Annotated in this window: 19 protein-coding genes, 1 tRNA gene and 1 pseudogene; 10 read left to right on the top strand and 11 right to left on the bottom strand. The window is 40.7% G+C overall.

The annotated features are described in order from the left end of the window. Nucleotides 1-123: 123 nt before the first annotated feature. The gene (locus tag I4641_RS19060; RefSeq protein ID WP_229642169.1) at nt 124-645 is read left to right on the top strand and encodes a PHP domain-containing protein; all 522 of its coding nucleotides are present in this window, start codon (nt 124-126) and stop codon (nt 643-645) included. Between the two features lie 28 nt (nt 646-673). Here I4641_RS19060 and I4641_RS19055 read toward each other — a convergent pair whose 3' ends face one another. Together I4641_RS19055 and I4641_RS19050 are read right to left on the bottom strand one after the other, a co-directional pair. Continuing rightward, entirely contained in the window at nt 674-1,705 is a 1,032-nt protein-coding gene (locus I4641_RS19055; protein ID WP_229642168.1) for a glucokinase, read from the bottom strand. A gap of 17 nt (nt 1,706-1,722) precedes the next feature. Beyond that, a complete protein-coding gene (locus I4641_RS19050) occupies nt 1,723-2,226 on the bottom strand; it encodes a GNAT family N-acetyltransferase (RefSeq protein ID WP_229642167.1) in 504 nt (167 codons plus the stop codon). 88 nt (nt 2,227-2,314) lie between these two features. On the opposite strand from I4641_RS19050, the gene I4641_RS19045 reads away from it, so the two are divergent. Continuing rightward, nucleotides 2,315-2,773, top strand: coding sequence for an excalibur calcium-binding domain-containing protein (locus tag I4641_RS19045; protein ID WP_229642166.1), 459 nt, complete (start codon nt 2,315-2,317; stop codon nt 2,771-2,773). A gap of 66 nt (nt 2,774-2,839) precedes the next feature. On the opposite strand, the gene gor is transcribed toward I4641_RS19045, so the two are convergent. Beyond that, complete coding sequence (gor, locus tag I4641_RS19040; protein ID WP_229642165.1) at nt 2,840-4,201, bottom strand: glutathione-disulfide reductase; 1,362 nt, start codon at nt 4,199-4,201, stop codon at nt 2,840-2,842. A 141-nt stretch (nt 4,202-4,342) separates the two neighbouring features. Here gor and I4641_RS19035 point away from each other — a divergent pair, with 141 nt between their 5' ends. After that, nucleotides 4,343-4,555: a hypothetical protein gene (locus I4641_RS19035; RefSeq protein ID WP_229642164.1), complete on the top strand. Its 213-nt coding sequence runs from the start codon at nt 4,343-4,345 to the stop codon at nt 4,553-4,555. Nucleotides 4,556-4,557: 2 nt separating this feature from the next. Continuing rightward, nucleotides 4,558-4,725, top strand: coding sequence for a PFE-CTERM domain-containing protein (locus I4641_RS24445; protein ID WP_439655359.1), 168 nt, complete (start codon nt 4,558-4,560; stop codon nt 4,723-4,725). 97 nt (nt 4,726-4,822) lie between these two features. Here the strand turns inward: I4641_RS24445 and I4641_RS19030 are convergent. The 8 genes and pseudogenes from I4641_RS19030 to hisD all read right to left on the bottom strand — a co-directional run bounded on the left by I4641_RS19030 (nt 4,823) and on the right by hisD (nt 12,398). After that, a pseudogene (locus I4641_RS19030) lies at nt 4,823-5,104 on the bottom strand (small RNA NsiR4-regulated ssr1528 family protein). A gap of 99 nt (nt 5,105-5,203) precedes the next feature. After that, nucleotides 5,204-5,707 carry a DNA starvation/stationary phase protection protein Dps gene (dps, locus tag I4641_RS19025; protein WP_229642163.1) on the bottom strand — a complete coding sequence of 168 codons (504 nt, stop codon included), beginning with the start codon at nt 5,705-5,707 and terminating at the stop codon, nt 5,204-5,206. Nucleotides 5,708-5,912: 205 nt separating this feature from the next. Beyond that, nucleotides 5,913-6,440, bottom strand: a complete 528-nt coding sequence (locus I4641_RS19020) for a peroxiredoxin (protein WP_229642162.1) — start codon at nt 6,438-6,440, stop codon at nt 5,913-5,915. 117 nt (nt 6,441-6,557) lie between these two features. Continuing rightward, nucleotides 6,558-8,243 (bottom strand): iron uptake porin, encoded by a 1,686-nt coding sequence (locus I4641_RS19015; protein ID WP_229642161.1) that lies wholly within the window; start codon nt 8,241-8,243, stop codon nt 6,558-6,560. A 365-nt stretch (nt 8,244-8,608) separates the two neighbouring features. Beyond that, nucleotides 8,609-9,085, bottom strand: coding sequence for a superoxide dismutase, Ni (gene sodN, locus I4641_RS19010; protein ID WP_229642160.1), 477 nt, complete (start codon nt 9,083-9,085; stop codon nt 8,609-8,611). Between the two features lie 272 nt (nt 9,086-9,357). Next, the gene (locus I4641_RS19005) at nt 9,358-10,686 is read right to left on the bottom strand and encodes an ABC transporter substrate-binding protein (protein WP_229642159.1); all 1,329 of its coding nucleotides are present in this window, start codon (nt 10,684-10,686) and stop codon (nt 9,358-9,360) included. 133 nt (nt 10,687-10,819) lie between these two features. Continuing rightward, nucleotides 10,820-10,908, bottom strand: a tRNA-Ser gene (locus I4641_RS19000). A 197-nt stretch (nt 10,909-11,105) separates the two neighbouring features. Continuing rightward, a complete protein-coding gene (gene hisD, locus I4641_RS18995; protein ID WP_229642158.1) occupies nt 11,106-12,398 on the bottom strand; it encodes a histidinol dehydrogenase in 1,293 nt (430 codons plus the stop codon). Between the two features lie 311 nt (nt 12,399-12,709). Here hisD and rpsT point away from each other — a divergent pair, with 311 nt between their 5' ends. From rpsT to I4641_RS18970, 6 genes are all read left to right on the top strand, one after another. Further along, nucleotides 12,710-13,000, top strand: coding sequence for a 30S ribosomal protein S20 (gene rpsT, locus I4641_RS18990; RefSeq protein WP_229642157.1), 291 nt, complete (start codon nt 12,710-12,712; stop codon nt 12,998-13,000). Nucleotides 13,001-13,099: 99 nt separating this feature from the next. Beyond that, the gene (locus I4641_RS18985; protein ID WP_229642156.1) at nt 13,100-13,891 is read left to right on the top strand and encodes a TatD family hydrolase; all 792 of its coding nucleotides are present in this window, start codon (nt 13,100-13,102) and stop codon (nt 13,889-13,891) included. Nucleotides 13,892-13,974: 83 nt separating this feature from the next. Next, nucleotides 13,975-17,286 carry a DNA-directed RNA polymerase subunit beta gene (gene rpoB, locus I4641_RS18980; protein WP_229642155.1) on the top strand — a complete coding sequence of 1,104 codons (3,312 nt, stop codon included), beginning with the start codon at nt 13,975-13,977 and terminating at the stop codon, nt 17,284-17,286. Nucleotides 17,287-17,399: 113 nt separating this feature from the next. Beyond that, nucleotides 17,400-19,283: a DNA-directed RNA polymerase subunit gamma gene (locus I4641_RS23905; RefSeq protein WP_263858282.1), complete on the top strand. Its 1,884-nt coding sequence runs from the start codon at nt 17,400-17,402 to the stop codon at nt 19,281-19,283. Between the two features lie 74 nt (nt 19,284-19,357). Beyond that, the gene (locus I4641_RS18975; protein ID WP_263858281.1) at nt 19,358-23,290 is read left to right on the top strand and encodes a DNA-directed RNA polymerase subunit beta'; all 3,933 of its coding nucleotides are present in this window, start codon (nt 19,358-19,360) and stop codon (nt 23,288-23,290) included. 199 nt (nt 23,291-23,489) lie between these two features. Further along, nucleotides 23,490-23,825, top strand: coding sequence for a metal-sensitive transcriptional regulator (locus I4641_RS18970; protein ID WP_229642154.1), 336 nt, complete (start codon nt 23,490-23,492; stop codon nt 23,823-23,825). The last annotated feature ends 283 nt before the right edge of the window (nt 23,826-24,108 follow it).

The raw sequence follows: 24,108 nt of genomic DNA, 5'->3' as shown, positions 1-24,108 counted from the left end.
AATTAAAAAATAAAGGTGATTTAGTTAATGCAATGTAAATACGTCTAAGCTTATCCCCAAAGGGAATTAATAGAAGCCAGTCTAACGGAGCGTTTGGCAGGAAGAAAACGCAGGGCGAAGGAAATGCTAGAGAATCTCGCTTCAATGGGCTATCCCCTAGAATTAACCTATACTGAAAGCAATATGGCTCTAGGTCGTCCTCATATTGCTAGTGCCATGGTTAAAGCTGGTCATGTAGACTCAACTCAAGAAGCTTTTGAACGTTTTATTGGTGAAGATTGTCCCGCTTACGTCCACTATGAAAAGTTTTCGGCACAAGAGGGTATTGAATTAATTCGCGCTTCTGGTGGCGTACCAGTTTGGGCGCATCCTTATTTATTTTGCGGAGGGAAGGTTGAGGAAGTATTGCCTGTATTAGTGGCAGCGGGATTAATGGGTATTGAAGTTTTCCATCCCCATCATGGCAATAATAAAGTCAATCGTCTTAAAAAGTTTTGCCAGGAATACAATTTATTAATGACGGGCGGTACAGACTATCACGGCTACGATCTAGAACATCCAGAAAAGGAAAAGTGGCAATTAAATCAATTTCATTTGCCTTTAAGTTTGCTTGAACCTATCAAAGAAGCAGCTATTTTATACTAATAGATATTAAAGATAGAGCAAATCGTAATCAATCTTGATGCTGCAAACCATACAATACCGAACCGACTAATCCTACCTGGGGATTAAGAACAATATGAACGGGAATTTCTTCGATCAAAGGACTAACTCTACCTTTATCTTTAAAAGTATCTAAAAACCTGCCATCTTGCATCAAAGGTAGTATTTTGGCAGCAATCCCCCCTGCAATATAAATTCCACCATAGGAAAGGAGTTTGAGAGCTAAATTGCCTGTTTCTGCGCCGTAAGCTTCAACGAAAATATCAATTGTCTTTTCACAAAGGCGATCGCTTTGTTTAAAAGCTGCTTGAGAAATAATGGCAGCAGGGTCAATAGTTTTCTTTTGTTCTTGTTCCCAAAACTTTATTTTGTCGCTAATTTCAGGAGACTCGGGAGCAAATTTTGTATCTCTTAAAAATTGATAAATAGACGCAATTCCTTGACCTGATACTACTCTTTCTACGGAGATATGTTCTACCTTTAATTTAAGCCTAAGATATTTTAATAATTCAGTTTCAAGATCGTTGCGAGGAGCAAAATCTGCGTGTCCTCCCTCACTCGCAAAAATCTTGTATTTTTTACCTTGAGGAATTAGAAAAGCCTCTCCCAAACCTGTACCCGCACCGATCACCGCAATAGGGGCATCTTTTCTGGCTTCTCCTGCTTGCAGAGTATGAACGTCAAAATCTTTTAACCCCAAAATACCAAAACTATTGGCAGCAAAGTCATTGATTAAACTAACTTTAGGAATATCCAATTCTATCTCTAAGCGTGGAGTTTCTAAAATCCAGCTAAGGTTAGTCAAATTACAGGTATTATTAACCACAGGTCCTGCGATCGCAAAACAAGCAACTTGAGGATAAAGATATTTATCTTCTCCCATAAACTCTTGCACCATCGGCACTAAATCGGGAAAATTGGCACTGATGTATTGAGCTTCTTTAACGGTTTTAAAAGTCTTTTCGGTCAGAGTGACTTCGGTGACTTCTACCAGACGTAAAATAGTCTTTGTTCCGCCAATATCCCCTGCTAGTAAAAACATAGTTTGCTTGTTTTTGTCTACTTCTTATTTGGCTGATGATGTTGTAGTCGCTTTAAATAAACTAAATCGCATCTTGCAGTTTCTACACCACTTGCGGGTTTGTAGTTATTAAGTTCGTACAATCTTACTGCCTCTTTTAAGACAGTGGCAGTCTCGATCCAAATTTCTTGATAATCTTTAATAGCAATTGTTTGTTCTAACTGCTCTAATAAATATACACCCAATCCTCGACCTCGAACTGTTGGCAACAAGTACATTTTGCGAATCTCCACAGCATTTTGTCCTCTAGCTATAGGTTGATATGCTGCTGTACCGACAATTTCTCCTTGTTGTTCGACTACCCAAAATTCTCCTCCCATCTCCAGATAAGTCGACTCTACTTCAATTACATCTCGATCTGCCAAATTGGGTTGCCAAGGTAAACCATACTCTTCTAAAACTTGCCTGATAACTTCCGCAGCACCATCGCGATCGCTTTTTTGCCAATCCCTAATGACAAATTCTTGATAATTTTGCTTCATCAGCTTAGCTTTATCTCTTTTTTCAATACAACTTTGGAATAACAAATTAAAAGCGATCAATATGATAATTCAGGGTAGATGTCATAATATGACGGTCGAAAAAAGCCTGCCAACAGTACATACGACAATTTATCACGATCCTGATGTAAGTAATGAGGTTAACGATTTTAGTTATCAGAGTTCAAAAAAAGAATGTAGAGATTTTAAATATCAAGAAACTGCACAACATTATCTCGATCTCTATCCCGAACATAAGCATTTAGATAGCGATCGAGATGGTTATGCTTGCAACAATTTAACCAGGCTGAACGGTGATATTTTAACCCCTGCAATTTGGAATGAGCTACTTAGCAGGAATATTCACAAAAAACAATCCAGCAAAAAGAGAGAATCTCTTACTTACTCTGAAGTAATCGAAATCGTAGGATTTTATCCCAACGCCAATAAGGGAAGTAGAACTATTTGGTCAGATCCTATTAACAATATGTCAATACAAATTAGATTCCACGAAGGAAAAATTATGGATATGAAGGGCATCGGATTTTAAGTGTGGAAAAAGAAAGTTAGATTAATATTATGTATTTTCTTTCTTCCTTATTCCTTGTTCCTTAAGTTACCGCATGGTGACAAACTCCTCTGCCGAACTAGGATGAATCCCTACTGTGGCATCAAAATTAGCCTTGGTAGCACCCATTTTAACGGCGATCGCCACACCTTGAATAATTTCTGCTGCGCTATCCCCCACCATATGCGCGCCCACCACTTTATTATTAGTAGTTTCTACAATTAACTTCATCAGGGTTTTTTCTTCTTTTCCTGCCAAAGTATAGTACATAGGACGGAATTTACTGCGATATATTTTGACTGCATCGCCATATTTTTCTCGGGCTTCGGCTTCAGTTAATCCCACCGTAGCAGCTTCGGGAGTAGTAAACACCGCAGTAGGAATATTTTCATAACTCATTTGACGCGACATTCCACCAAAATGAGTATCGGCAAAAGCTCTACCTTCATTAATCGCTACAGGAGTTAAATTAATGCGATCTGTACAGTCACCTACCGCATAGATGTGATCTTCAGCAGTTTTATTATATTCATCTACTACAACTGCGCCGTTAGCTACTTCGATTTTAGTATTTTCTAAACCAAGATCTTTCAGATCGGGCATTCTTCCTGTAGCAGCCAAACTAGCAGCATCGGCGATGATAGTTTCTTCTTTTCCATCTTGAGTAGGAACAGTAATTTTTAAACCACTATCAGTTTTATCAATCACCATGCGATCGCAATCACAACCAGTAACAAATTTAATGCCGTGATTTTCCATCCCTGCTTGAATCTCATCGCGGATATCCTCATCAAAACCGCGCAAGATTTTATCTCCACGAATGACAACAGTAACTTCTGTACCCAAACCATTTAAGATACAGGCAAATTCAACCCCAATATAACCACCGCCAATAATCACCATGCGCTTTGGTTGTTCTTGAACATTGAAAATTTCTCTCGAAGTTATGGCGTGTTCAATTCCTTTAATATGGTCAGGTTTTACAGGTTTGCCACCCACTGCAACCAGAATTTTTTCCGCAGTAACCTTTTGATCGCCGATCGCAATGGTATGAGAGTCAACAAACTTACCATAGCCTTCGTATAGCTTGACCCCAGAATTATCTAACATTCTGCTGTATATACCATTGAGGCGAGTTACTTCGTCGTTGACAGCAGTAATCATCTTGTGCCAGTCAAAACTGGTTTCTCCCACAGTCCAACCATATCCCGCCGACTCTTCAAATCCAGCAGGAAAGTGAGAAGCGTATACCATCAGTTTTTTAGGAACACAACCACGGTTGACACAAGTTCCCCCAAGGCGATCGCTTTCTACGATACCAACCTTAGCCCCATATTGAGCAGCCCTTCTAGCGGTAGCAATACCACCCGAACCCGCACCAATTACAAATAGATCAAAATCATAAGTCATAATTGTTTCTCCTTAAGTAAATTTATTTAGTTAAATCAATCGATACGTCGTGAAGTACTGTAGAATACAGTGGAAGTCCCTGATTTTTTTTTCATTGGTTGTTAGTTAGTATGGCAAATGTAAATCAAAACACATTTTCCTGTGAACTATCTATATCTTAAATATTTAAAAAATCTTGCCTTGGTTTTGGCAAAACCTCTTGTGGCAAGTACAACTATATTTAGTTTAACGAGCATTCAAACTGCTCAAGCTTTTACAATAGATTTTAAAAATCCTGCCGTTATTAATGGTGATGGTTCTCGAACTATTAATAGTAGCTTGGTGGTTTTACTCAACAGAACACAAAGACAGTAGAAATCGACTTTGTTGGCAGTGGTGGTTTTGGTGCGTTTGCTTTTTCTGAATTTAAGGGAACTCAAGTACAAGTACCTTTTGAATTTAGTCCCACCCTAGGTTTGCTCTTATCTGGAGTTGGTTTTTGGGGAATAAATTACCTCAAAAGAAAAAGGATTTTTGATAAATAATTAGGAAGAGAGATTTAAAAAAACAAGTGGCTTCTGATAAATCTTCTCTTCTTTGTTTCTTCTACTTCAAGTCGTAGGAGTTGCTTAATCCCTCAATTTATTTCCCACCATAATAAAAAGCGATTTCCTTATCCTTTAAAGAGGGAAACTCCCCATCTAATAACATTTGATTTAGTTCATCTTAAAGGAGATGTTTAGCACCAATTCTCACGATACGCGATCGCATGGTATTGGTTACACCGCTTCTCTGTCTTCCCGCTTCAAATTCCATCACCTTGTTATACAGAGATAGCTTATTTTCAGCAATAGCCGAACCATCTAAATCTTGACCTAAAGCGATCGCCTTATCAACTGCATCTGCACCTTTTGTATCAGCCATCACCCCTCCTAATACGAATTTACTGCGTTTGTAGGTAATAGCTATCAACTAATAGCTATTACCTAATCATCGCCGAAATATAATATAGTAGTTAGTAAATTATCCAACTAAATGCGCTTCTAAGAACCAAAGACGCTTATCGATAGTGCGGGAGATTTCGGTATAAAGATCCGCCGTATCTGCATCCCCTAATTCTTCGGTGGCATCAATTGCTTCGCGGACGTGTTTGGCATAAGTACCAAAGCTATTGGCTAAAGCAGTTACATGATCTGCTCCTGTTACCGCTTCGAAATTGTATTCTGACAAGATCGAATTAGCAGCAGCAAGACGAGCTGTTCCCATTGCTACACCACCCAATGCTGTAACTCTTTCTGCCACCATATCAACATACTCTTCGAGTTCCCCTGCCATCTCGTCAAACAGTTCGTGAAGCTGATAAAAGTCCATACCTTTTACATTCCAATGAGCCTGTTTGGTTTGAGTTTTTAGATCTAGTGTTGCTGCCAAAGTTTGATTTAAAATATCAATTTCTTTAGCGCGAATATCTTCAGAAAGATCGAGACGAGTATTATAAAGTTTTTGCTTAGAAACAGTAGAAACCATAATTTAGTTCTCCTTTTGTATTTATTAACTGATGTTACGCATAAGAACGAAAAATTAATAGTTAAGGGTGAAAGTTGTTAGTTATTTCTTTGACTCATTAGTAGCCAAACCCGCAATTAATAAAGCGATCTCACTAAGATAGATTATTCCCATGATTTTTGCCCCAGGAGCATTGAATAATAATGCTCCTATATGATTGAAATAGTTATTTTGCTTCTTTCAAATATGCCAACATTGTCCCTGCATCAGATACTTCAAAAGGATCTGTAGGACAGTTATCGCCGAAATCAGGCTCGGTAAATATTTTTTCGATTTTCATATCGTTGACTAGCATCGAATAACGCCAAGAGCGCATACCAAAGCCTAAGTTTGATTTGTCTACGAGCATTCCCATTTTGCGAGTAAATTCTCCGCTACCATCAGGAAGAAGAAAAACATTTTTAACTCCCTGTTGTTTGCCCCACTGGAACATTACAAAGGCATCGTTAACGGACAAACAGACAATTTGATCCACTCCCAAGGCTTTGAATTCCTCGTAATGTTCTTCGTATCCAGGTAAGTGAGTCGAAGAACAGGTAGGAGTGAAAGCACCAGGCAAAGAGAAGACAATTACTTTTTTGCCTTTGAAAATCTCTTCTGTCGTCAAATCCTGCCAACGGAAAGGATTTGGTCCTTCAACAGATTCGTCACGAACTCTAGTTTTAAATACTACGCTTGGTACTGTATCTCTCATTATTGTTTTTGCTCCAAAATTCATTACATAAATCATACTCATAACGATTATGAGTTGTCAAGCAAGTCGATTCTAAAAATAAATTTGAGTCGGTTTAAATATTCAATAAACTAAAAACTAAAAACTAAAAGTAGTCCTCACAGTTCCAATCACCAAATCATCGGAATTTTGAATATTACTATCGGGTTCGGTAATCCAAATTACCCCAGGAGTAATGGCAATGTTATCGCTGACTTGATATTGATAAAAAGCCTCTAAATGCAAAGAGCGATCGCTGTCTATTTCTAAATTTTCAATGGTAGAATTAGTCGCAGTAGGCTCGCTACCTACTACAATTCCTCCCATGCTACCTTCTTTGCCCAAGTCAGGAAAAGCTAAAGTTGCCGTCCAATTCCAGACATCTTGAGTACCTCGGTCTATTTGCCGATCGAGAGTCGAAAGATTGCTTACCTTACTCAAACCACCCCAACCACCAATTACAATGCCATCGCTAATTGCCCAAGATAATTCTAAGCCATAGGAATTACTAATAGTGGGTGTTTCCTCGCCGAATAATTCAGTCGTGGTAGATTTTAAATTAGCTTTATTCGTCCCTGTTTCTGTATCGCTTTGATTGTAGCTATGGACGTAAGTCGCAGCCAAACTAAGGCTATCAAAAGGCTCGATCTCAATTTGTCCCAACGCGCTGTAAGTGCCATTAAATAAACCTCCACCCGATGCAGATTCATTAGCAGGAGAAGCCAAATAGCCAGCAGAAATTTCAACTCGGTCGAGAGGACGATGCACCACCCCGACTCCTGCATCCCTTGGTGGATTATAAATAGGGTTACGAGTGCCAAAAGTAGAAATAGACCCCGAACCACCATCACCATCCAAAACGTTGATTGTACCAGCAATATCCGCAGCATCTACTCCTGTTGCACCTACAATCAAATCTAGATTTTCATTAACCCCAAAGCTATAGCGCAACTCTTCTAGTTCAAAATCATCTCCGTCGGAGTCGGCAAAAGATAAATTCCCTTGAAAAGTACCTGCTTCTTCAACAAAGCCAGGAAAATCATTCCGAGATAATCTAGTAAATAATAGATCGTTGCCACTAAAACTAGTTATTAAGTCCATCCTCAATCTACTACCTAAAATGGTGTTAGTTTCACTATCGCTAGACAAAACATCCCCCAATGCAATAACAGCTTCACCCTGGAGTTTGGTAGTAGTAGAAAACTGAATTGCTTCTAAATCTTCAACACGGGCTTGATTACCATCTGTCCTACCCTGAAGTATGGCTAAATCTGACTGAAATTCTTGCATCAAACGCAAAACTGTTTCCACATCGTTTTGAGGCATGCGATCAGAATTGGTTAAAATGTTCTCAATTTTGTTTAAGCAACTATTTAATCCTGCCACAAATTCTGCACGAGAAATAGTTTGGTCTCCTCGATAGGTAAAATCGGGAAAGCCATTAATGCAACCATAGCGATCTATTAAACCCCTTAAAGCTTCATAAGACCAATCTGTTGGTTTAACATCTTGCAAGCTCTCCACACTATTAACCTGAGACAAAAGCAAATGAGTATTACCCCGATCGATACGATCATCATTGAAAAAAGTACTTTGACGATCGCCAATTGTTGGTGTACTTTTATCCTGCTGTTCTATATTTTGACTATTTGATAAAGTAATGTCCGAACTCAGTATTGCGATCGCTAAATTTTCACCTGCCATAGCTTTAGTAGTAGGCATTAACAAACACCACACACCAAAAACAGGGGTAATGCGATCAATCTTTCCCCATAACTTCAACATCTTAAAATAATCCTCACACACACCAAAATCGCGATCGATTTCGTTTCAGCTTTAAGTATTTATAGTGAATAATTCCACAGCAAAATTACAACACTAAGGTATAACCTTAGTGTCTGGCAAAGCCTTAATCCGCAATTGATCGCAAAAATTCAACCTCTTTCCATTTTGGCATTGTTAAAAATCAATTGGGAAAAAAACTTTAGATTATAAATTGTTGTCAACAAACTTAAAGTTATTCCAGAAAACTACCAATATTCATAACCTTTTTTAATATAATTTAATTTATTGCAAAAAAAAAGACGAGCTAATCATGACTAGCTCATCTCAACAAATATCTGGGACTTAATATCTACTTAATATTTAAACTAGCTAGCTTTAACAAAGCTAACATCGCGCCCTTTAGTAGCCCAAAATATATCATGAATTTTCTGTACCGCATCCATCAATTCATTGGCATGTTGAGTACTAACTTCTACCTTGCAAGCAGAACAAAGTTTAGCAGCTTGCCAAAAAGTGTCGTGAAGATCGGGATATTTTTCCAAATGAACTGGCTTAAAGTAGTCTGTCCATAGAATCAACAAGTCTTCCTTAGTTTTTTGAGCTTGCTCTTCTTTGATTGCAATATAGCGAGAAAGAGTATTGTGATAAGCAATCATAGCTGCTTTATCATCATCAGAAGGAGCTTCTAGATCCTGAATTTTCTTAGTCATAGAAACTACAGCTTCTGCAGTAACACGAGCGGAAGCAGGATCGTATACACCACAAGGGCCATCACAATGAGCGTGAACTTCGGGTGCAGGGAACAAATTTTTGACCTGGGCAATAACTTGTTTCAGTATCATAATTTATGGTGTTAGTTTGCTAGAATGCGCGTCGCGAAGCGATGTCATTAGATCGATCGCGTCCATAATTACTCAAAACAGTAATAACTTCAGATTGGGATTACTCAGCTTTACTGATAGAGATATAGACCGCGATGTTCCGTATCTCTTTAATCCCTATCGATTTTTAGCTTAGTGCGATTTGGGGGTAGTTTGCAAGAGCGCAAATCTTTAGCTTTTATGACATTGACGATTTAGCAAATATATTTCAAAAATATATCAAGATATATATCTTAATTGCCACTAACAGGATCTACTTTATCAATGACGCTCAAAGTTCCATCTTCACCTACTTGCCAAACATCGTAGCTACCTACAACATCACCATTTTCATCGATATCTACATTTCCGCTTGCGCCTTGGAAATTGATATCTTCTCCATTCCGAATCAATTCCATTGCCTTACAAGCATCAGTAACTTCTCTACCAGGAGCATTTGCCACTTCTAATATTTTACTTTTAATGCCTTCTCCTGTATTAGCATCGCTCGCTTCTGCTGCCAACATCATCAAAACTGCTGCATCCCAATTATGAGGTACATAAGCAGTCATTTCTTTCTTAACCTTGTCATTCCATAAAGCAGTGAACTCTTCTAATGCTGCACCATTTGCTCCTGGTACAGTACCCAACGCTCCTGCAATAATAGATTTCCCATCGGCAGTTTTACCTACTTGACGAACAAAATCATCGGAATAAACACCATCAGTTAAAAGCACGGTTACACCGTCCATCAGTCCTTGTTCAAAAGCAGATTTCAACAATACACTCCCCGTTTCAGCATATAAAACTGCTGCAACTGCATCGGGTTTCCCACCAAAAGCCTGTTTTGCCTCACTATCTAAGGTTGCTGCTTTGGGATCGTGGCGTGTAGGCTTGCCAACAATGTTGCCTCCTGTTTTCTTGAAAGCTTCGACAAATTGCTGCTCAAATCCCACTCCATAATCATTATTGATCGCAACGGTAGAAACATTTTTAAAGCCTTTTTTTTGTGCCAATGCTGCCAAAGCTTGAGATTGATAGGTATCTGGTGGAGCAGTCCGCGCCCAATAGCCATTAAATTCGTCGTTTTGCGCCCTATCGGTAAATACAGGACTTGTACTGCCAGGAGAGACCATCATTACCTTATTTCGCACCGCAACATCCACTGCTGCCCCAGATACACTACTGGCAAATGCGCCAACAACCCCTGCCACTTTATCTACCTCCGCCAGTTTAGTCATTGCAGCAGCCCCTGCGGTAGGTTCGGTTTGACTATCTTCTACCGTCAAACTTACTTGAGCTTCATTGACTCCACCACATCCATTAATAGTATCTACTGCTAATTGAACCGCAGCAGGCCAATTTTGCCCAATCGAAGATAAATCTCCCGTAGTGGGGGCTAAAGTTCCCAGCTTAAGACCATTTTCTCCTTTGCCAGCATTAGTTTGACTGTCAGTATTAGCTGAATCTCCTTGACAAGAAGTAAGCAAAATTCCACCACTTACACAAGCTAATAATAGAAATAGAGCTTTAGAAGGAATAAGACGGAATAAACTAAAATATTTCATATTGACAATTCCCATTTGATTTTAATCCTGGTTCGATTAGCTTGGAATTGTACTCGAAATATTCAAGCTTATCCGTAAAACAAGCTTAAAAAAATATTTTTCTTATCTTAAAACTTTATTGATCCAATAAACAATAAATAGTTAAGTACGGAGAGGGGGGGATTCGAACCCCCGATGAGGTTTACACCCCATAACTCCTTAGCAGGGAGCCGCTTTCAACCGCTCAGCCACCTCTCCTTATCGTATCGATTTAGCATTATAACAGATTTATTTGAACTGTAGGAAAAAAAAGCAAGGAGTTAGTAAATGCTTTTTATTACAGAATTATCAAAGATATTTTTTTAATCAAATGATAATTTTCTTTAAGCCTGAGAAGTTTTGCCTGTTTTAGTGTGCCGTCTAAACCCGCAAAAATAATTAAAGCCATAATTGACCTATTCCGTCCTAAATTTGACCGAATCAGAGTGAGACGGCAAACCTTCCGCTTGAGCTAAGATTTGAATCGTGCTAGACATCTTTTTCAAAGCCGTTGAAGAATACTGAATTAAACTAGAATGTTTCATAAAAGTTTCTACCCCTAATGCCGATGCATAACGAGCAGCACCAGAAGTTGGTAAGGTATGATTTGGCCCCGCTAGATAGTCTCCTGTAGCTTCTGGAGTGGAATTACCAATAAAGATTGCTCCTGCATGGCGTATCTGTTCGATCAAATCCCAAGGGTCGGCTATTTCCAATTCTAGGTGTTCTGGAGCAAACAAATTAGAAAGTTCTGCTGCTTCTGCCAAAGACTCTACCACCACAATTAAACCGTAATGAGCGATCGCCTTTTCCGTCAAAACTTTACGAGGATGATGGGCTAATTGCTGGCTAACTTCGTGCTGTACTTGTCGAGCTAAATTGCTGTCTGTCGTAATTAGAATTGCTGCTGCCATGGGATCATGTTCGGCTTGTGCTAACAAGTCCGCTGCTACATGTATTGGATTAGCTTGTTCGTCAGCAATAATCAAAACTTCAGAAGGACCAGCCAACGAATCGATGCCTACTGTACCGTAGACCATTTTCTTGGCTAGAGTTACATAAATGTTTCCAGGTCCAGTGATTACATCTACCTTGGGAATAGTTTCTGTACCATAAGCCAATGCACCTACAGCTTGAGCCCCTCCAACGCGATAAATTTCTTCGATTCCTGCTTCTTGAGCAGCGACCAATACTGCTGGATTAATTTTCCCATCTTGACCAGGAGGTGTAACCATAATGATATGGGGAACTTGTGCCACTTTTGCAGGTACGGCATTCATCAAAACCGTACTGGGATAAGATGCTCTTCCCCCAGGTACATAAAGTCCTGCTCTGTCTACAGGGGTATAGCGTTTGCCCAGAACAACTTCGTCTTCATCAAACTGTACCCACGATTTGGGTATTCTCTGACGATGAAAAGCTTCTATTTTTTGACAAGCTACTTGAATAGCGCTCAAAAGATCTTTGGAGATTTGTTGATATGCAGCATCTAGCTCCGCGCCTGTAACCTTTAGTTGATCGGCAGTATATACTTGCCTATCAAATTTTTCTGTATATTCCAACAAAGCGCGATCGCCTGTTTGCTTCACCTTAGTCACAATTTCTCGGACGATAGCTTCTTTGGGTTGAATATCTTCACCATTATTGCGATCGCCAATACGCTTTAGTTCCGTTTGTGCCTCCGTTTGCCGATCGATTATTCGCAGCATCGAGATCCCCATTTCCATTTTGATCTATTTAACAAGCATAGTGAGTCTTCACTATCGATACCATTATAGAAATCTTTACAGTAAAACACTCATCTATATTCCTAGCTTAACGTGAAACTATGATTACTCGCCTAGTTTCGTTGTTCGCTTATAAGAGTAATAAGAGTTATAACTGAAGAGCTTCATATTTTCTAATCAAAATTATTCTTTATATGACTTGACACATTTTTTAAATAGTTGTTAGAATGTAAAATCCAATTCTATATGTATTTCCTAAATTACTTACAAAGCAAATTTCTGTTTAAACAACTGTGGCTAACTCCAAATCGGCAATCAAACGTATTAGAACAGCAGAGCGCAACCGTTTGCGTAATAAAGCTTACAAATCTGCGCTTAGAACCTTAACCAAAAGCTATTTTGGTGCTGTAGAGACATATACAGCCGAACCCACTCCAGAAAATATGGAAACTGTTAAGCAAGCAATGTCAGCTGCCTACAGCAAAATTGACAAAGCGGTCAAGCGTAAAGTGCTTCATAGGAACAACGGAGCAAGAAAGAAAGCCCGCATTGCTAGAGTTTTACAAAAAGCAACAGCTTCTTAAAACGAAGATTGTTCGGCCATAATTAGCAATTATGTTTATGGCTGTTTTTATGGCATTCCTAGATTACTATCACTTAAATATAGGCAATACACGTAGTAGATGCAGTTAATAGATACCCATGTTCACATCAACTTCGATGTTTTTCAAGGGAATTTAAGCTCGTTAAGGCAGCGTTGGCAAGATGCTGGTGTAGTTCATTTAGTACATTCTTGTGTAGAACCGAAAGAATTTCAGGGAATACAGTCCTTAGCGGATCGTTTCCCTGAATTGTCGTTTGCGATTGGATTACATCCTTTAGATGTCGATAAATGGCAAGATGACACCGCCGCAAAAATAAAAAGTTTAGCGGGTTCGGATCGACGAGTAGTAGCTATTGGAGAAACGGGGTTAGACTTTTATAAGGCAGATAACCAAGAAAAGCAAATTTTAGTCCTAAAAGAGCAGTTAAGAATCGCGCAAGAACTCGATAAACCCGTCATAATTCACTGTCGCAATGCAGCAACAAAACTAAAAGAAGTGTTGACAGATTTCTGGGCAACAGAAGGTTCTGTCAGGGGAGTCATGCACTGTTGGGGAGGGGACGAATCGGAAACCAAATGGTTTCTTGATTTGGGATTTTACATTAGCTATAGCGGTATTGTCACTTTTAAAAATGCCAAGCAAGTTCAGGATTCGTCGAAGATTGTGCCGAGCGATCGCTTGTTAGTGGAAACTGACTGCCCTTTTTTGGCACCTGTTCCCCATAGAGGCAAGACTAATGAGCCTTCTTTCGTGCGCGACGTGGCGGAATATCTAGCAAATTTGCACCAGACTGACTTAGAAACTATCGCCCAGCAAACCACAGCAAATGCCTGTCGCCTGTTTAACATTCAATTAGAAAGCCAGTCATAAACCAAAAAGTACGCTTTTAAAAAACTAAAGTATTTCAATTTTTTCTCAGAGTCGAATCAAAAACAGTATCAACTAGAATCTTCATGAATAATCTGACCTACAATTTGCTACCAGACTTAATTGAAATTCAACGCTCTAGCTTTCGTTGGTTTTTAGAAGAGGGATTAATTGAGGAACTTAACAGTTTTTCACCAATCACCGACTATACGGGCAAATTTGAGCTACATTTCATGGGTGAAAACTATCGCCTCAAAGAACCCAAATATTCGATGGAGGAGGCTAAACGCCGAGATAGTACTTACAACGTACAGGTCTATGTTCCCACTCGCTTGATCGATAAAGAAAGTGGTGAGATCAAAGAAATGGAAGTGTTTGTTGGCGATCTACCTTTGATGACCGATCGCGGTACTTTTATTATCAATGGTGCAGAAAGGGTAATTGTCAACCAAATTGTGCGGTCTCCTGGAGTATATTACAAAGCAGAAACCGATAAAAATGGTCGTCGTACCTATTCTGCTTCTTTAATTCCCAACCGTGGTGCTTGGTTAAAATTTGAAACTGATAAAAATGGTTTAGTCTGGGTCAGAATCGATAAGACTCGCAAACTTTCGGCTCAAGTATTGCTTAAGGCGATCGGTTTGAGCGATAACGAAATTATGGACGGTATTCGCCACCCCGATTTCTATCAAAAAACCCTTGATAAAGAAGGAAATCCTAGCGAAGAAGAAGCACTCCTAGAGCTATACCGCAAGCTTCGCCCAGGTGAGCCTCCTACAGTAAGTGGCGGACAACAGCTACTAGAATCCCGTTTCTTTGATTCCAAGCGTTATGACTTAGGCAGAGTTGGTCGTTACAAAATCAACAAAAAGCTGCGTCTAACAGTTCCCGATACCACTAGAGTATTAACCAATACTGACATTCTTTCGGCGGTAGCTTATCTAATTAACTTAGAATTTGATGGTGGTAGCACTGATGATATCGATCACCTAGGTAATCGTCGAGTACGTTCTGTGGGAGAACTCCTACAAAACCAAGTTAGAGTTGGTTTGAACCGTCTAGAAAGAATTATTCGCGAACGGATGACTGTGAGTGAAGCCAATAGCCTCACTCCCGCAGCTTTAGTTAACCCCAAACCATTAGTAGCAGCAATCAAAGAATTCTTTGGTTCGTCTCAACTATCCCAGTTTATGGATCAAACTAATCCTTTGGCAGAGTTGACCCACAAACGTCGTCTGTCAGCACTCGGTCCTGGTGGTTTAACCAGAGAAAGAGCAGGTTTTGCTGTGCGAGACATTCACCCTACTCAGTATGGTCGTATTTGTCCCGTAGAAACTCCTGAAGGACCTAACGCTGGTTTGATTGGTTCTCTAGCTACTTACGCCCGCGTCAACCCCTACGGATTTATCGCTACTCCTTACTATCGCGTAGATAATGGTCGGGTATTAAAGCAAGAAGATGTGGTTTATCTGACTGCGGATGAAGAAGATGACATGAGAGTTGCACCTGGAGACGTAGCTACCGATGATGATGGCTACATCTTGGGCGAAACTATTGCTATTCGTTATCGTCAAGAATTTTCTACCTGTAATCCTGATGAGGTGGATTACGTGGCGATTTCTCCCGTACAGATTGTATCTGTAGCAACCAGCTTGATTCCCTTCCTCGAACACGATGATGCTAACCGCGCCCTAATGGGTTCTAATATGCAACGTCAAGCTGTACCTTTGCTGCGCCCAGAACGTCCCTTGGTAGGTACTGGATTAGAGGCTCAAGCAGCCCGCGACTCAGGAATGGTTGTAGTTTCTCGAACTCATGGAATCGTTACCTATGTAGATGCTGAAGTCGTCCGAGTTCGAGTAGAAGAAGGCGAAAACGGATTATATGCTCCCGAACCTGGAGAAGAAATCACCTACAAACTACAAAAATACCAACGTTCTAACCAAGACACCTGTTTAAATCAACGTCCTCTAGTATATGCAGGAGAAGATGTTGTTCCTGGTCAAGTGTTAGCTGATGGTTCTTCTACTGAAGGTGGAGAACTAGCTCTAGGACAAAACGTACTAATAGCTTATATGCCCTGGGAAGGCTATAACTACGAAGATGCGATTCTAATTAGCGAGCGTTTGGTTTACGACGATGTATATACAAGTATCCACGTTGAAAAATTTGAAATTGAAGCCAGACAAACCAAATTAGGGCCAGAAGAAATTACCCGAGAACTACCTAATGTTGGGGAAGATGCTTTACGTAACCTAGATGAACGAGGCATTATTCATATTGGTGCGTGGGTAGAAGCAGGAGAAATTCTAGTTGGAAAAGTTACTCCTAAAGGCGAATCCGATCAGCCTCCTGAAGAAAAACTTCTTAGAGCAATCTTTGGTGAAAAAGCCAGAGACGTAAGAGACAACTCCTTGCGAGTTCCCAACGGAGAGAAAGGTCGGGTAGTAGACGTTCGCGTCTTTACCAGAGAACAGGGTGACGAACTACCTCCTGGAGCGAATATGGTAGTAAGAATTTACGTAGCACAAAAACGTAAAATCCAGGTAGGGGATAAAATGGCTGGTCGTCATGGTAACAAAGGGATTATTTCCCGCATTTTGCCCATCGAATCCATGCCTTATTTACCCGATGGTACTCCTATTGATATTGCCCTTAATCCTCTTGGTGTTCCTTCAAGGATGAATGTCGGACAGGTATTTGAGTGTCTTCTTGGGTGGGCTGGAGAAAATCTAGCGATGCGCTTTAAGATGATGCCTTTCGATGAAATGTATGGTAAAGAAGCATCGAGAGAAACCGTTCACGGTAAAATTCAAGAAGCTGCTCGCAAACCTGGTAAATCTTGGGTCTATGACGAAAATAACCCGGGAAAAATCCAAGTCTTTGACGGACGGACGGGAGAAGCATTTGATCGCCCTGTGACAGTCGGAAAAGCTTATATGCTCAAACTGGTTCACTTGGTAGACGATAAGATTCACGCTCGTTCTACAGGACCTTATTCTTTGGTTACGCAACAGCCATTGGGTGGTAAGGCACAGCAAGGCGGACAGCGTTTTGGAGAAATGGAGGTATGGGCATTAGAAGCTTATGGTGCAGCCTATACTCTCCAAGAGCTACTTACCGTTAAGTCTGATGATATGCAAGGACGAAATGAGGCTCTTAACTCGATTGTCAAAGGTAAGCCTATTCCTCGTCCTGGTACGCCAGAATCTTTCAAGGTATTAATGCGAGAATTGCAGTCTCTCGGTTTAGATATTGCCGTACACAAACTCGAAGCCATGGAAGATGGTAGTAGCCGTGATGTGGAAGTTGACTTGATGGCAGATACTCCTCGCCGTACTCCTAATCGACCCACCTATGAGTCTCTACAAAGAGAAGAAACCACTGAAGAAGTGTAGTAAAGGATAACAAATAGCAGGATGGAGGAAGAGGAAAATATATCAATAGATCTTTTACCTCCACCCTTGTTGAGCAGACAATTAAATTCCTAATCCCTAATTTCTAATCATCAATGAGAAACCAAGTAGAACAAAGATTTGATTACGTTAAAATCGGTATTGCTTCCCCCGAACGTATTCGTCAGTGGGGGGAAAGAACTCTGCCTAACGGTCAGCTAGTTGGAGAAGTCACCAAACCCGAAACCATTAACTATCGTACTCTCAAGCCAGAGATGGATGGCTTGTTTTGCGAGCGCATCTTTGGTCCTGCAAAGGACTGGGAATGTCACTGTGGTAAATACAAACGAGTACGCCACCGTGGTATTGTTTGCGAACGTTGCGGGGTAGAGGTAACAGAATCGCGAGTACGTCGCCACCGCATGGGCTATATCAAGCTTGCTGCTCCTGTAACCCACGTCTGGTATCTCAAAGGTATTCCTAGCTATCTCAGTATTTTATTAGATATGCCTTTGCGGGATGTCGAACAGGTAGTCTATTTTAATGCTTACGTCGTTTTAGATCCTGGCAATGCAGGTAATCTGTCAGCCAAGCAATTGTTGACAGAAGATCAGTGGATTGAAATTGAAGATCAGTTATACAGTGAAGATTCAGAATTAATTGGGGTTGAAGTTGGGATTGGTGCAGAAGCCGTTCAAAGGCTTTTAGAAGAAGTTAATTTGGAAGAAGAAGCCGAAAAACTACGGGAACAAATTGCCGATGCTAAGGGACAAAAGAGAGCCAAACTAATCAAACGCTTGCGGGTAATTGATAACTTTGTGGCGACTGGTTCTCGCCCAGAATGGATGGTAGTTACAGCAATTCCTGTAATTCCTCCCGATTTGCGTCCGATGGTGCAGTTGGATGGTGGTCGTTTTGCAACTTCCGATCTAAACGATCTTTACCGTCGAGTAATCAACCGCAATAATCGTTTGGCAAGATTACAAGAAATCCTCGCACCAGAAATCATCGTCCGTAATGAAAAACGGATGCTCCAAGAAGCGGTAGATGCTCTGATTGATAACGGTCGTCGCGGTCGTACTGTAGTGGGAGCTAACAACCGTCCCCTAAAATCTTTATCCGACATTATCGAAGGTAAACAAGGGCGTTTCCGTCAAAACCTTCTGGGTAAACGGGTAGATTATTCTGGACGTTCAGTAATTGTAGTAGGACCTAAATTAAAAATCTATCAGTGTGGATTGCCCAGAGAAATGGCGATCGAACTATTCCAGCCTTTTGTAATTCATCGTCTGATTAATAGCGGGATGGTGAACAATATCAAAGCTGCGAAAAAACTGATTCAGCGTAACGATCCTAGTGTTTATGAAGTTCTTAAAGAAGTAATTGCAGGACACCCTGTAATGCTCAATCGTGCGCCTACTCTACACCGTTTGGGTATTCAAGCGTTTGAACCTATTTTGGTAGAAGGGAGAGCAATTCAACTTCATCCTTTAGTCTGTCCTGCATTCAATGCCGATTTTGATGGAGATCAAATGGCGGTTCACGTACCCCTTTCTTTGGAAGCTCAGGCGGAAGCAAGATTGTTGATGTTAGCGTGTCATAACATTTTGTCTCCAGCTACAGGTAGACCAATTGTCGCCCCATCCCAAGATATGGTATTGGGTTGCTATTACTTAACTGCCGAAGATCCTAAAGCAGTAAAAGGTGAAGGTCGTCGTTTTGGTAACTTAGATGATGCCATTAAAGCTTACGAACAGGGTCAGATCGATCTTCATGCTAATGTTTGGTTGCGCTACGACGGAGAAGTAGTCACTGAAGAACCAGATGTAGAAATAGTGGAATCAGAAACTTTGGGAGATGGTAGCACAATCGAATACTATCGCCAGCGATTTGTCCGCAGATCGGCAAAAGGAGAACAGATTGCCCAATATATAAATACTACTGCTGGTCGAATTATTTATAACAAGACAGTCCAAGAGGCTTTGATGGCAGCAGTTTAGGCAAGCTCTAACCAGAGTTTGAATCCCTTGACTTCAAAAAACAGTAAGTTTTAATAGCTAGAAACAAAAACAGCATGAAATTTTATAATCACATCGTCGATAAAGGTCGTCTGAAAAAACTGATGGCTTTATCTTTTACCGAATATGGCTCGGCTCATAGTGCTACTATGGCTGACTCTCTCAAAGAATTGGGCTTTCGCTATGCGACTGTAGCTGGAGTTTCTATTAGCATTGACGATCTGAAAGTACCGCCAATTAAAGCCGAAATGCTCGAAGCAGCAGAGGTAGAAATCAGAGAAACCCAAGAACGTTATGCTCGTGGTGAAATTACGGAGGTAGAGCGTTTTCAAAAGGTAATTGATACTTGGACAAGTACTTCAGAAAACCTCAAAAATGAGGTGGTAACTAATTTTCGCGCTACCGATCCTCTCAATTCTGTCTATATGATGGCATTTAGTGGAGCGAGGGGTAACTTGTCTCAAGTACGCCAACTTGTTGGTATGCGGGGATTGATGGCTGATCCTCAAGGGGAAATCATCGATTTACCAATTAAAACTAATTTCCGAGAGGGATTGACCGTAACTGAATATATTATTTCTTCTTACGGTGCGCGGAAAGGATTGGTAGATACTGCACTACGTACTGCTGACTCTGGCTATCTGACTCGCCGTTTGGTAGATGTTTCCCAAGACGTAATTGTCAGGGAAATAGACTGCGGTACAGATCGGGGTATTTATCTCCGTGCCATGAAAGATGGCGATCGCACTTTGATCGAACTAAGCGATCGCTTGTTGGGCAGGGTTCTGGCTAGAGATGAGATCGACAAGAAAACCAAAGAAGTCGTGGCGGTTCGCAACCAAGACATTGACCAAGATCTAGCTCAAGAAATAGGCGATCGCATTGAAGAAGTCATGGTGCGCTCTCCTTTAACTTGTCAGGCTGCTCGTTCTGTTTGTCAGAAATGTTATGGCTGGAGTTTAGCCCACGGACATATGGTAGACATGGGAGAAGCAGTCGGAATTATTGCAGCCCAGTCTATCGGCGAGCCTGGAACGCAATTAACCATGCGTACCTTCCACACTGGAGGAGTATTTACAGGAGAAGTTGCCCGTCAAATTAAAGCCAAAGCTGATGGTAAAGTCAAATTTGGCAAAGGTTTGAGTACTCGTGCCATTCGTACCCGTCACGGTGACGAAAGAAACCAAGTAGAAACCATTGGGGATATTCAATTAATTCCCAACAAAGGTAAGACGACTAACACCGCTTTGACTGCGGGATCTTTAATCTATGTAGAAGATGGAGAAGAGGTTAAAAAAGGTCAGCTATTGGTTGAAGTAGCCAAACAACAGGTACAAAAATCTACCGAAAAAGCGGCTAAAGACGTAACTTCAGATTTAGCTGGAGAAGTTGTTTTTGCCGACCTCATCCCAGAAGATAAAAAAGACCGTCAGGGAAATACTACTCGTATTGCTCAAAGATCTGGCTTATTGTGGGTCTTATCGGGAGAAGTATATAACTTGCTTCCTGGTGCAGAAGCCCTAGTTAAAAATGGGGATAAAGTTAAACCAGGAGATTTGTTAGCTCAAACCAGACTAACTGCTGCTAATGGTGGTGTGGTGAGAATGATTGAAGATAGTCGCGAAATTGAAATCGTGACTGCTTCTGTATCTCTAGACCAAGCTAGAGTCAAAATTGAGAGCGATGGTGGTCGCGAGCAATATATTATTTATACGGCTGACGATCGCAAATTCCTACTTAAAGCGACTCCAGGGACAAAAGTTCAAAACGGTCAGATTGTTGCTGAGTTAATTGACGATCGCTATCGTACAGATACGGGAGGGATTATCAAGTACGGTGGTATTACTATCGGTAAAGGTAATCGCAAACAGGGTTACGAAATAGAACAAGGAGGCAGTCTACTCTGGATTTCTGAAGAAAGCCATGAGGTTAATAAAGATATATCTCTGTTGATTGTTGAAGATGGAGAATATGTCGAAGCAGGTACAGAAGTTGTCAAAGACATTTTCTGTCAATCTTCGGGTATTGTGGAAGTCGTTCAGAAAAATGACATCTTACGAGAAATTATCATCAAACCAGGAGAAGTTCATCAGTTAGACGATCCTAAGAATGAATGGCATGAAAAACTGCTCCAACCAGGAACGGAAGTATTACCAGGGGTATCTGTTACTGAACTAAGATATGGGGAAGTAGTCGAAACTACCGAAGGGCCGGCGTTAATTCTACGACCTGTTCAAGAATTTGAGGTAGCAGACGAGCCTTCTATTCCTTCCCAAGCGTCGATCAATCAAGATGATGGTCGTCAAATAGAACTACGTTCGGTACAAAGAATCTTTTATAAAGATGGCGAACGAGTGAAATCTGTAAGCAGTCTTTCTCTGATTAGTACTCAACTAGTTCTGGAGATTGAAACCACAGAAGAAAATGATATTATTGCTAACCTTAGTGCTGATATTGAATTGCAGCCAGAAGAAGAAGACCCTGACACCAAAAGATTGCAAATGGTGATTCTCGAATCTTTAGTCTTGAGAAGAGATACCGATGTCGATCCCCATAGCGGAGATGTTCAAACCAGAGTCATGGTCGAAGATGGTCAAGAAATCGTCAAAGGTGCGACTATTGCCCGTACTGAAATTCAATGTAAATCTACTGGAGAAGTACAAGGGATCCGCGAGGGGGGAGAAGCCATTCGCCGTATCTTGATAGTACGAGATAGTGACTTGGTTACTCACGAACTAGACGTACCGAAGAGTGCTTGCGACTTCAAAGAAGGAAACTTACTAGTATCTGGTAGCGAACTCGCTCCAGGAATAATACTAGAGCAGTCTGGACGGGTTATTGAATTAACCGAGCAGGCAGCAGGTAAAACCACTGTGGTATTGCGTCATACTCGTCCTTATCGTGTATCTCAAGGTGCAGTGTTGCATATTGATGACGGAGATCTAGTCCAGCGCGGTGATAACTTAGTGCTGCTAGTCTTTGAACGCTCTAAAACAGGGGATATTATTCAAGGTTTACCCCGTATTGAAGAATTATTAGAGGCTCGCAAACCCAAAGAAGGTTGTATCCTAAGTCGTAGCTCTGGGGTATGTCAGGTAGTTTATGAAGATAACGAAACTGTCGATATTAAAATCATTGAAGATGATGGCGTAGTTAGCGACTATCCGATTAAGCCTGGGCAAAATGCGATCGTTAGTGATGGACAAAAAGTCGAGGCGGGAGAACCTTTAACCGATGGTCCTGCCAATCCTCACGAGATTTTGGAAACTCACTTTAACTATCATTTACCAGAAAAAGGTTGTTATGAGGCATCCTTGATTGGCTTGCAAAAAGCGCAACTATTCTTAGTTCGTCAAGTACAGTCCGTATATCAAAGTCAAGGAATTGATATTTCTGACAAACACATTGAAGTCATCGTCAGACAGATGACGGCGAAAGTAAGAGTCGACGATGGAGGAGACACCATTATCTTACCTGGAGAACTTCTAGAACTAAGTCAAATCGAGCAAGTGAATGAGGCGATGTCCATCACTGGTGGCGCGCCTGCCCAATATACTCCCGTATTGTTGGGTATCACCAAAGCTTCTTTGAATACTGATAGCTTTATCTCTGCCGCTTCTTTCCAAGAAACTACTAGAGTCTTGACCGAAGCAGCAATTGAAGGTAAATCTGATTGGCTCAGAGGATTGAAAGAAAACGTAATTATCGGTCGTCTAATTCCTGCGGGCACGGGCTTCAATACCCTTGACGAACCATCGTCTCGTGGCGATGGAGATTCTGGTTTGCGCAATAATGGAGTTTATGGTTATGGCGATGATTTTGAATCTTATCGTATAGCTGAAGATTTGAATGTTAGTTCTGATAGTACTCCCCGTCGCTCTTATAAAACTTTGGGTGATGATGAGAATGTTATCTTGGACGACCAGTCAGCAAGAGCTTATACGGGTTTGAACGACCCAAAAAATAAAGCAGACAAAGGTAATAAATAAAGTTAACTAAAGTTTTCAAACAGTTACTTTATCTGAGAACTTTATATATCAAGCGATGCCAAGATTAATTAGAGCAATCTAATACACGATCGCAGCATCGCTTTTTTAATGCCGATCTACCTACAATAAAAGGGTATAGTTGCCCAAAATTTCAGTCACTTATTTTGGACACTTATTATATGGATGGTATTAGAACTAAATGATTGGCAAAGAAAATCATTCGCGATCGCGACAGTCTTCGTTAGATAACTCCCAGCTTTCTCCTCACGTTCATGATGAAGAATCTCTGAAAAAAATAGTCAATCGTTTATCTCGTATTGAAGGTCACGTTCGTGGTATCAAAATGATGGTGAAAGAGAATCGCCCTTGTCCAGAAGTTCTCAATCAAGTTGCAGCGGTTAAAGGAGCGATATCTAGCGTGGCTAAAATTATTTTGGAGGAACACCTCGAAGAGTGTTTGGTGCGTGCAGCCGATCGCGGAAATTTGGAAGCGGAAATTAAAGAATTGAAAGATGTTTTGAAATTATTTACATAAGGTCACAATTAAAAAACTAGACCATAGCCCAATACTTCTCGGTTAAGAATTAAACAGAATTAAAAATCGCCAAAGTAAGTTTTTTTGGTTGAAGGAAGGTTTCTTGATGAAGAAATTTTTTAGCCTTGAATTTGGAACGAGGTTTCTTAACTACTCTGGGGTTATGTCTGCCTTGTCTGGGAGGAATTTTTCAGCAATAATATCTTGAATCAACCTTGAGAAAAAAAGGGTAACTGCTCATTTTTGAGGTCTTGGAAATCGGGAATAGCTCGTCGAATAACTT

Origin of the sequence: Waterburya agarophytonicola KI4 (genome assembly GCF_020640915.1) — a bacterium.
Taxonomy (GTDB): Bacteria; Cyanobacteriota; Cyanobacteriia; order Cyanobacteriales; family Xenococcaceae; genus Waterburya; species Waterburya agarophytonicola.
This window is presented reverse-complemented; position numbering and strand designations above follow the sequence as displayed.

Bases quoted from the DNA above. Each gene is read 5' to 3' on its own strand.
- I4641_RS19060 (WP_229642169.1), top strand. From the start codon at position 124: ATGCTAGAGAATCTCGCTTCAATGGGCTATCCCCTAGAATTAACCTAT.
- I4641_RS19055 (WP_229642168.1), bottom strand. From the start codon at position 1,705: ATGTTTTTACTAGCAGGGGATATTGGCGGAACAAAGACTATTTTACGT.
- I4641_RS19050 (WP_229642167.1), bottom strand. From the start codon at position 2,226: ATGAAGCAAAATTATCAAGAATTTGTCATTAGGGATTGGCAAAAAAGC.
- I4641_RS19045 (WP_229642166.1), top strand. From the start codon at position 2,315: ATGACGGTCGAAAAAAGCCTGCCAACAGTACATACGACAATTTATCAC.
- gor (WP_229642165.1), bottom strand. From the start codon at position 4,201: ATGACTTATGATTTTGATCTATTTGTAATTGGTGCGGGTTCGGGTGGT.
- dps (WP_229642163.1), bottom strand. From the start codon at position 5,707: ATGGTTTCTACTGTTTCTAAGCAAAAACTTTATAATACTCGTCTCGAT.
- I4641_RS19020 (WP_229642162.1), bottom strand. From the start codon at position 6,440: ATGAGAGATACAGTACCAAGCGTAGTATTTAAAACTAGAGTTCGTGAC.
- I4641_RS19015 (WP_229642161.1), bottom strand. From the start codon at position 8,243: ATGTTGAAGTTATGGGGAAAGATTGATCGCATTACCCCTGTTTTTGGT.
- sodN (WP_229642160.1), bottom strand. From the start codon at position 9,085: ATGATACTGAAACAAGTTATTGCCCAGGTCAAAAATTTGTTCCCTGCA.
- I4641_RS19005 (WP_229642159.1), bottom strand. From the start codon at position 10,686: ATGGGAATTGTCAATATGAAATATTTTAGTTTATTCCGTCTTATTCCT.
- hisD (WP_229642158.1), bottom strand. From the start codon at position 12,398: ATGCTGCGAATAATCGATCGGCAAACGGAGGCACAAACGGAACTAAAG.
- I4641_RS18985 (WP_229642156.1), top strand. From the start codon at position 13,100: ATGCAGTTAATAGATACCCATGTTCACATCAACTTCGATGTTTTTCAA.
- rpoB (WP_229642155.1), top strand. From the start codon at position 13,975: ATGAATAATCTGACCTACAATTTGCTACCAGACTTAATTGAAATTCAA.
- I4641_RS23905 (WP_263858282.1), top strand. From the start codon at position 17,400: ATGAGAAACCAAGTAGAACAAAGATTTGATTACGTTAAAATCGGTATT.
- I4641_RS18975 (WP_263858281.1), top strand. From the start codon at position 19,358: ATGAAATTTTATAATCACATCGTCGATAAAGGTCGTCTGAAAAAACTG.
- I4641_RS18970 (WP_229642154.1), top strand. From the start codon at position 23,490: ATGATTGGCAAAGAAAATCATTCGCGATCGCGACAGTCTTCGTTAGAT.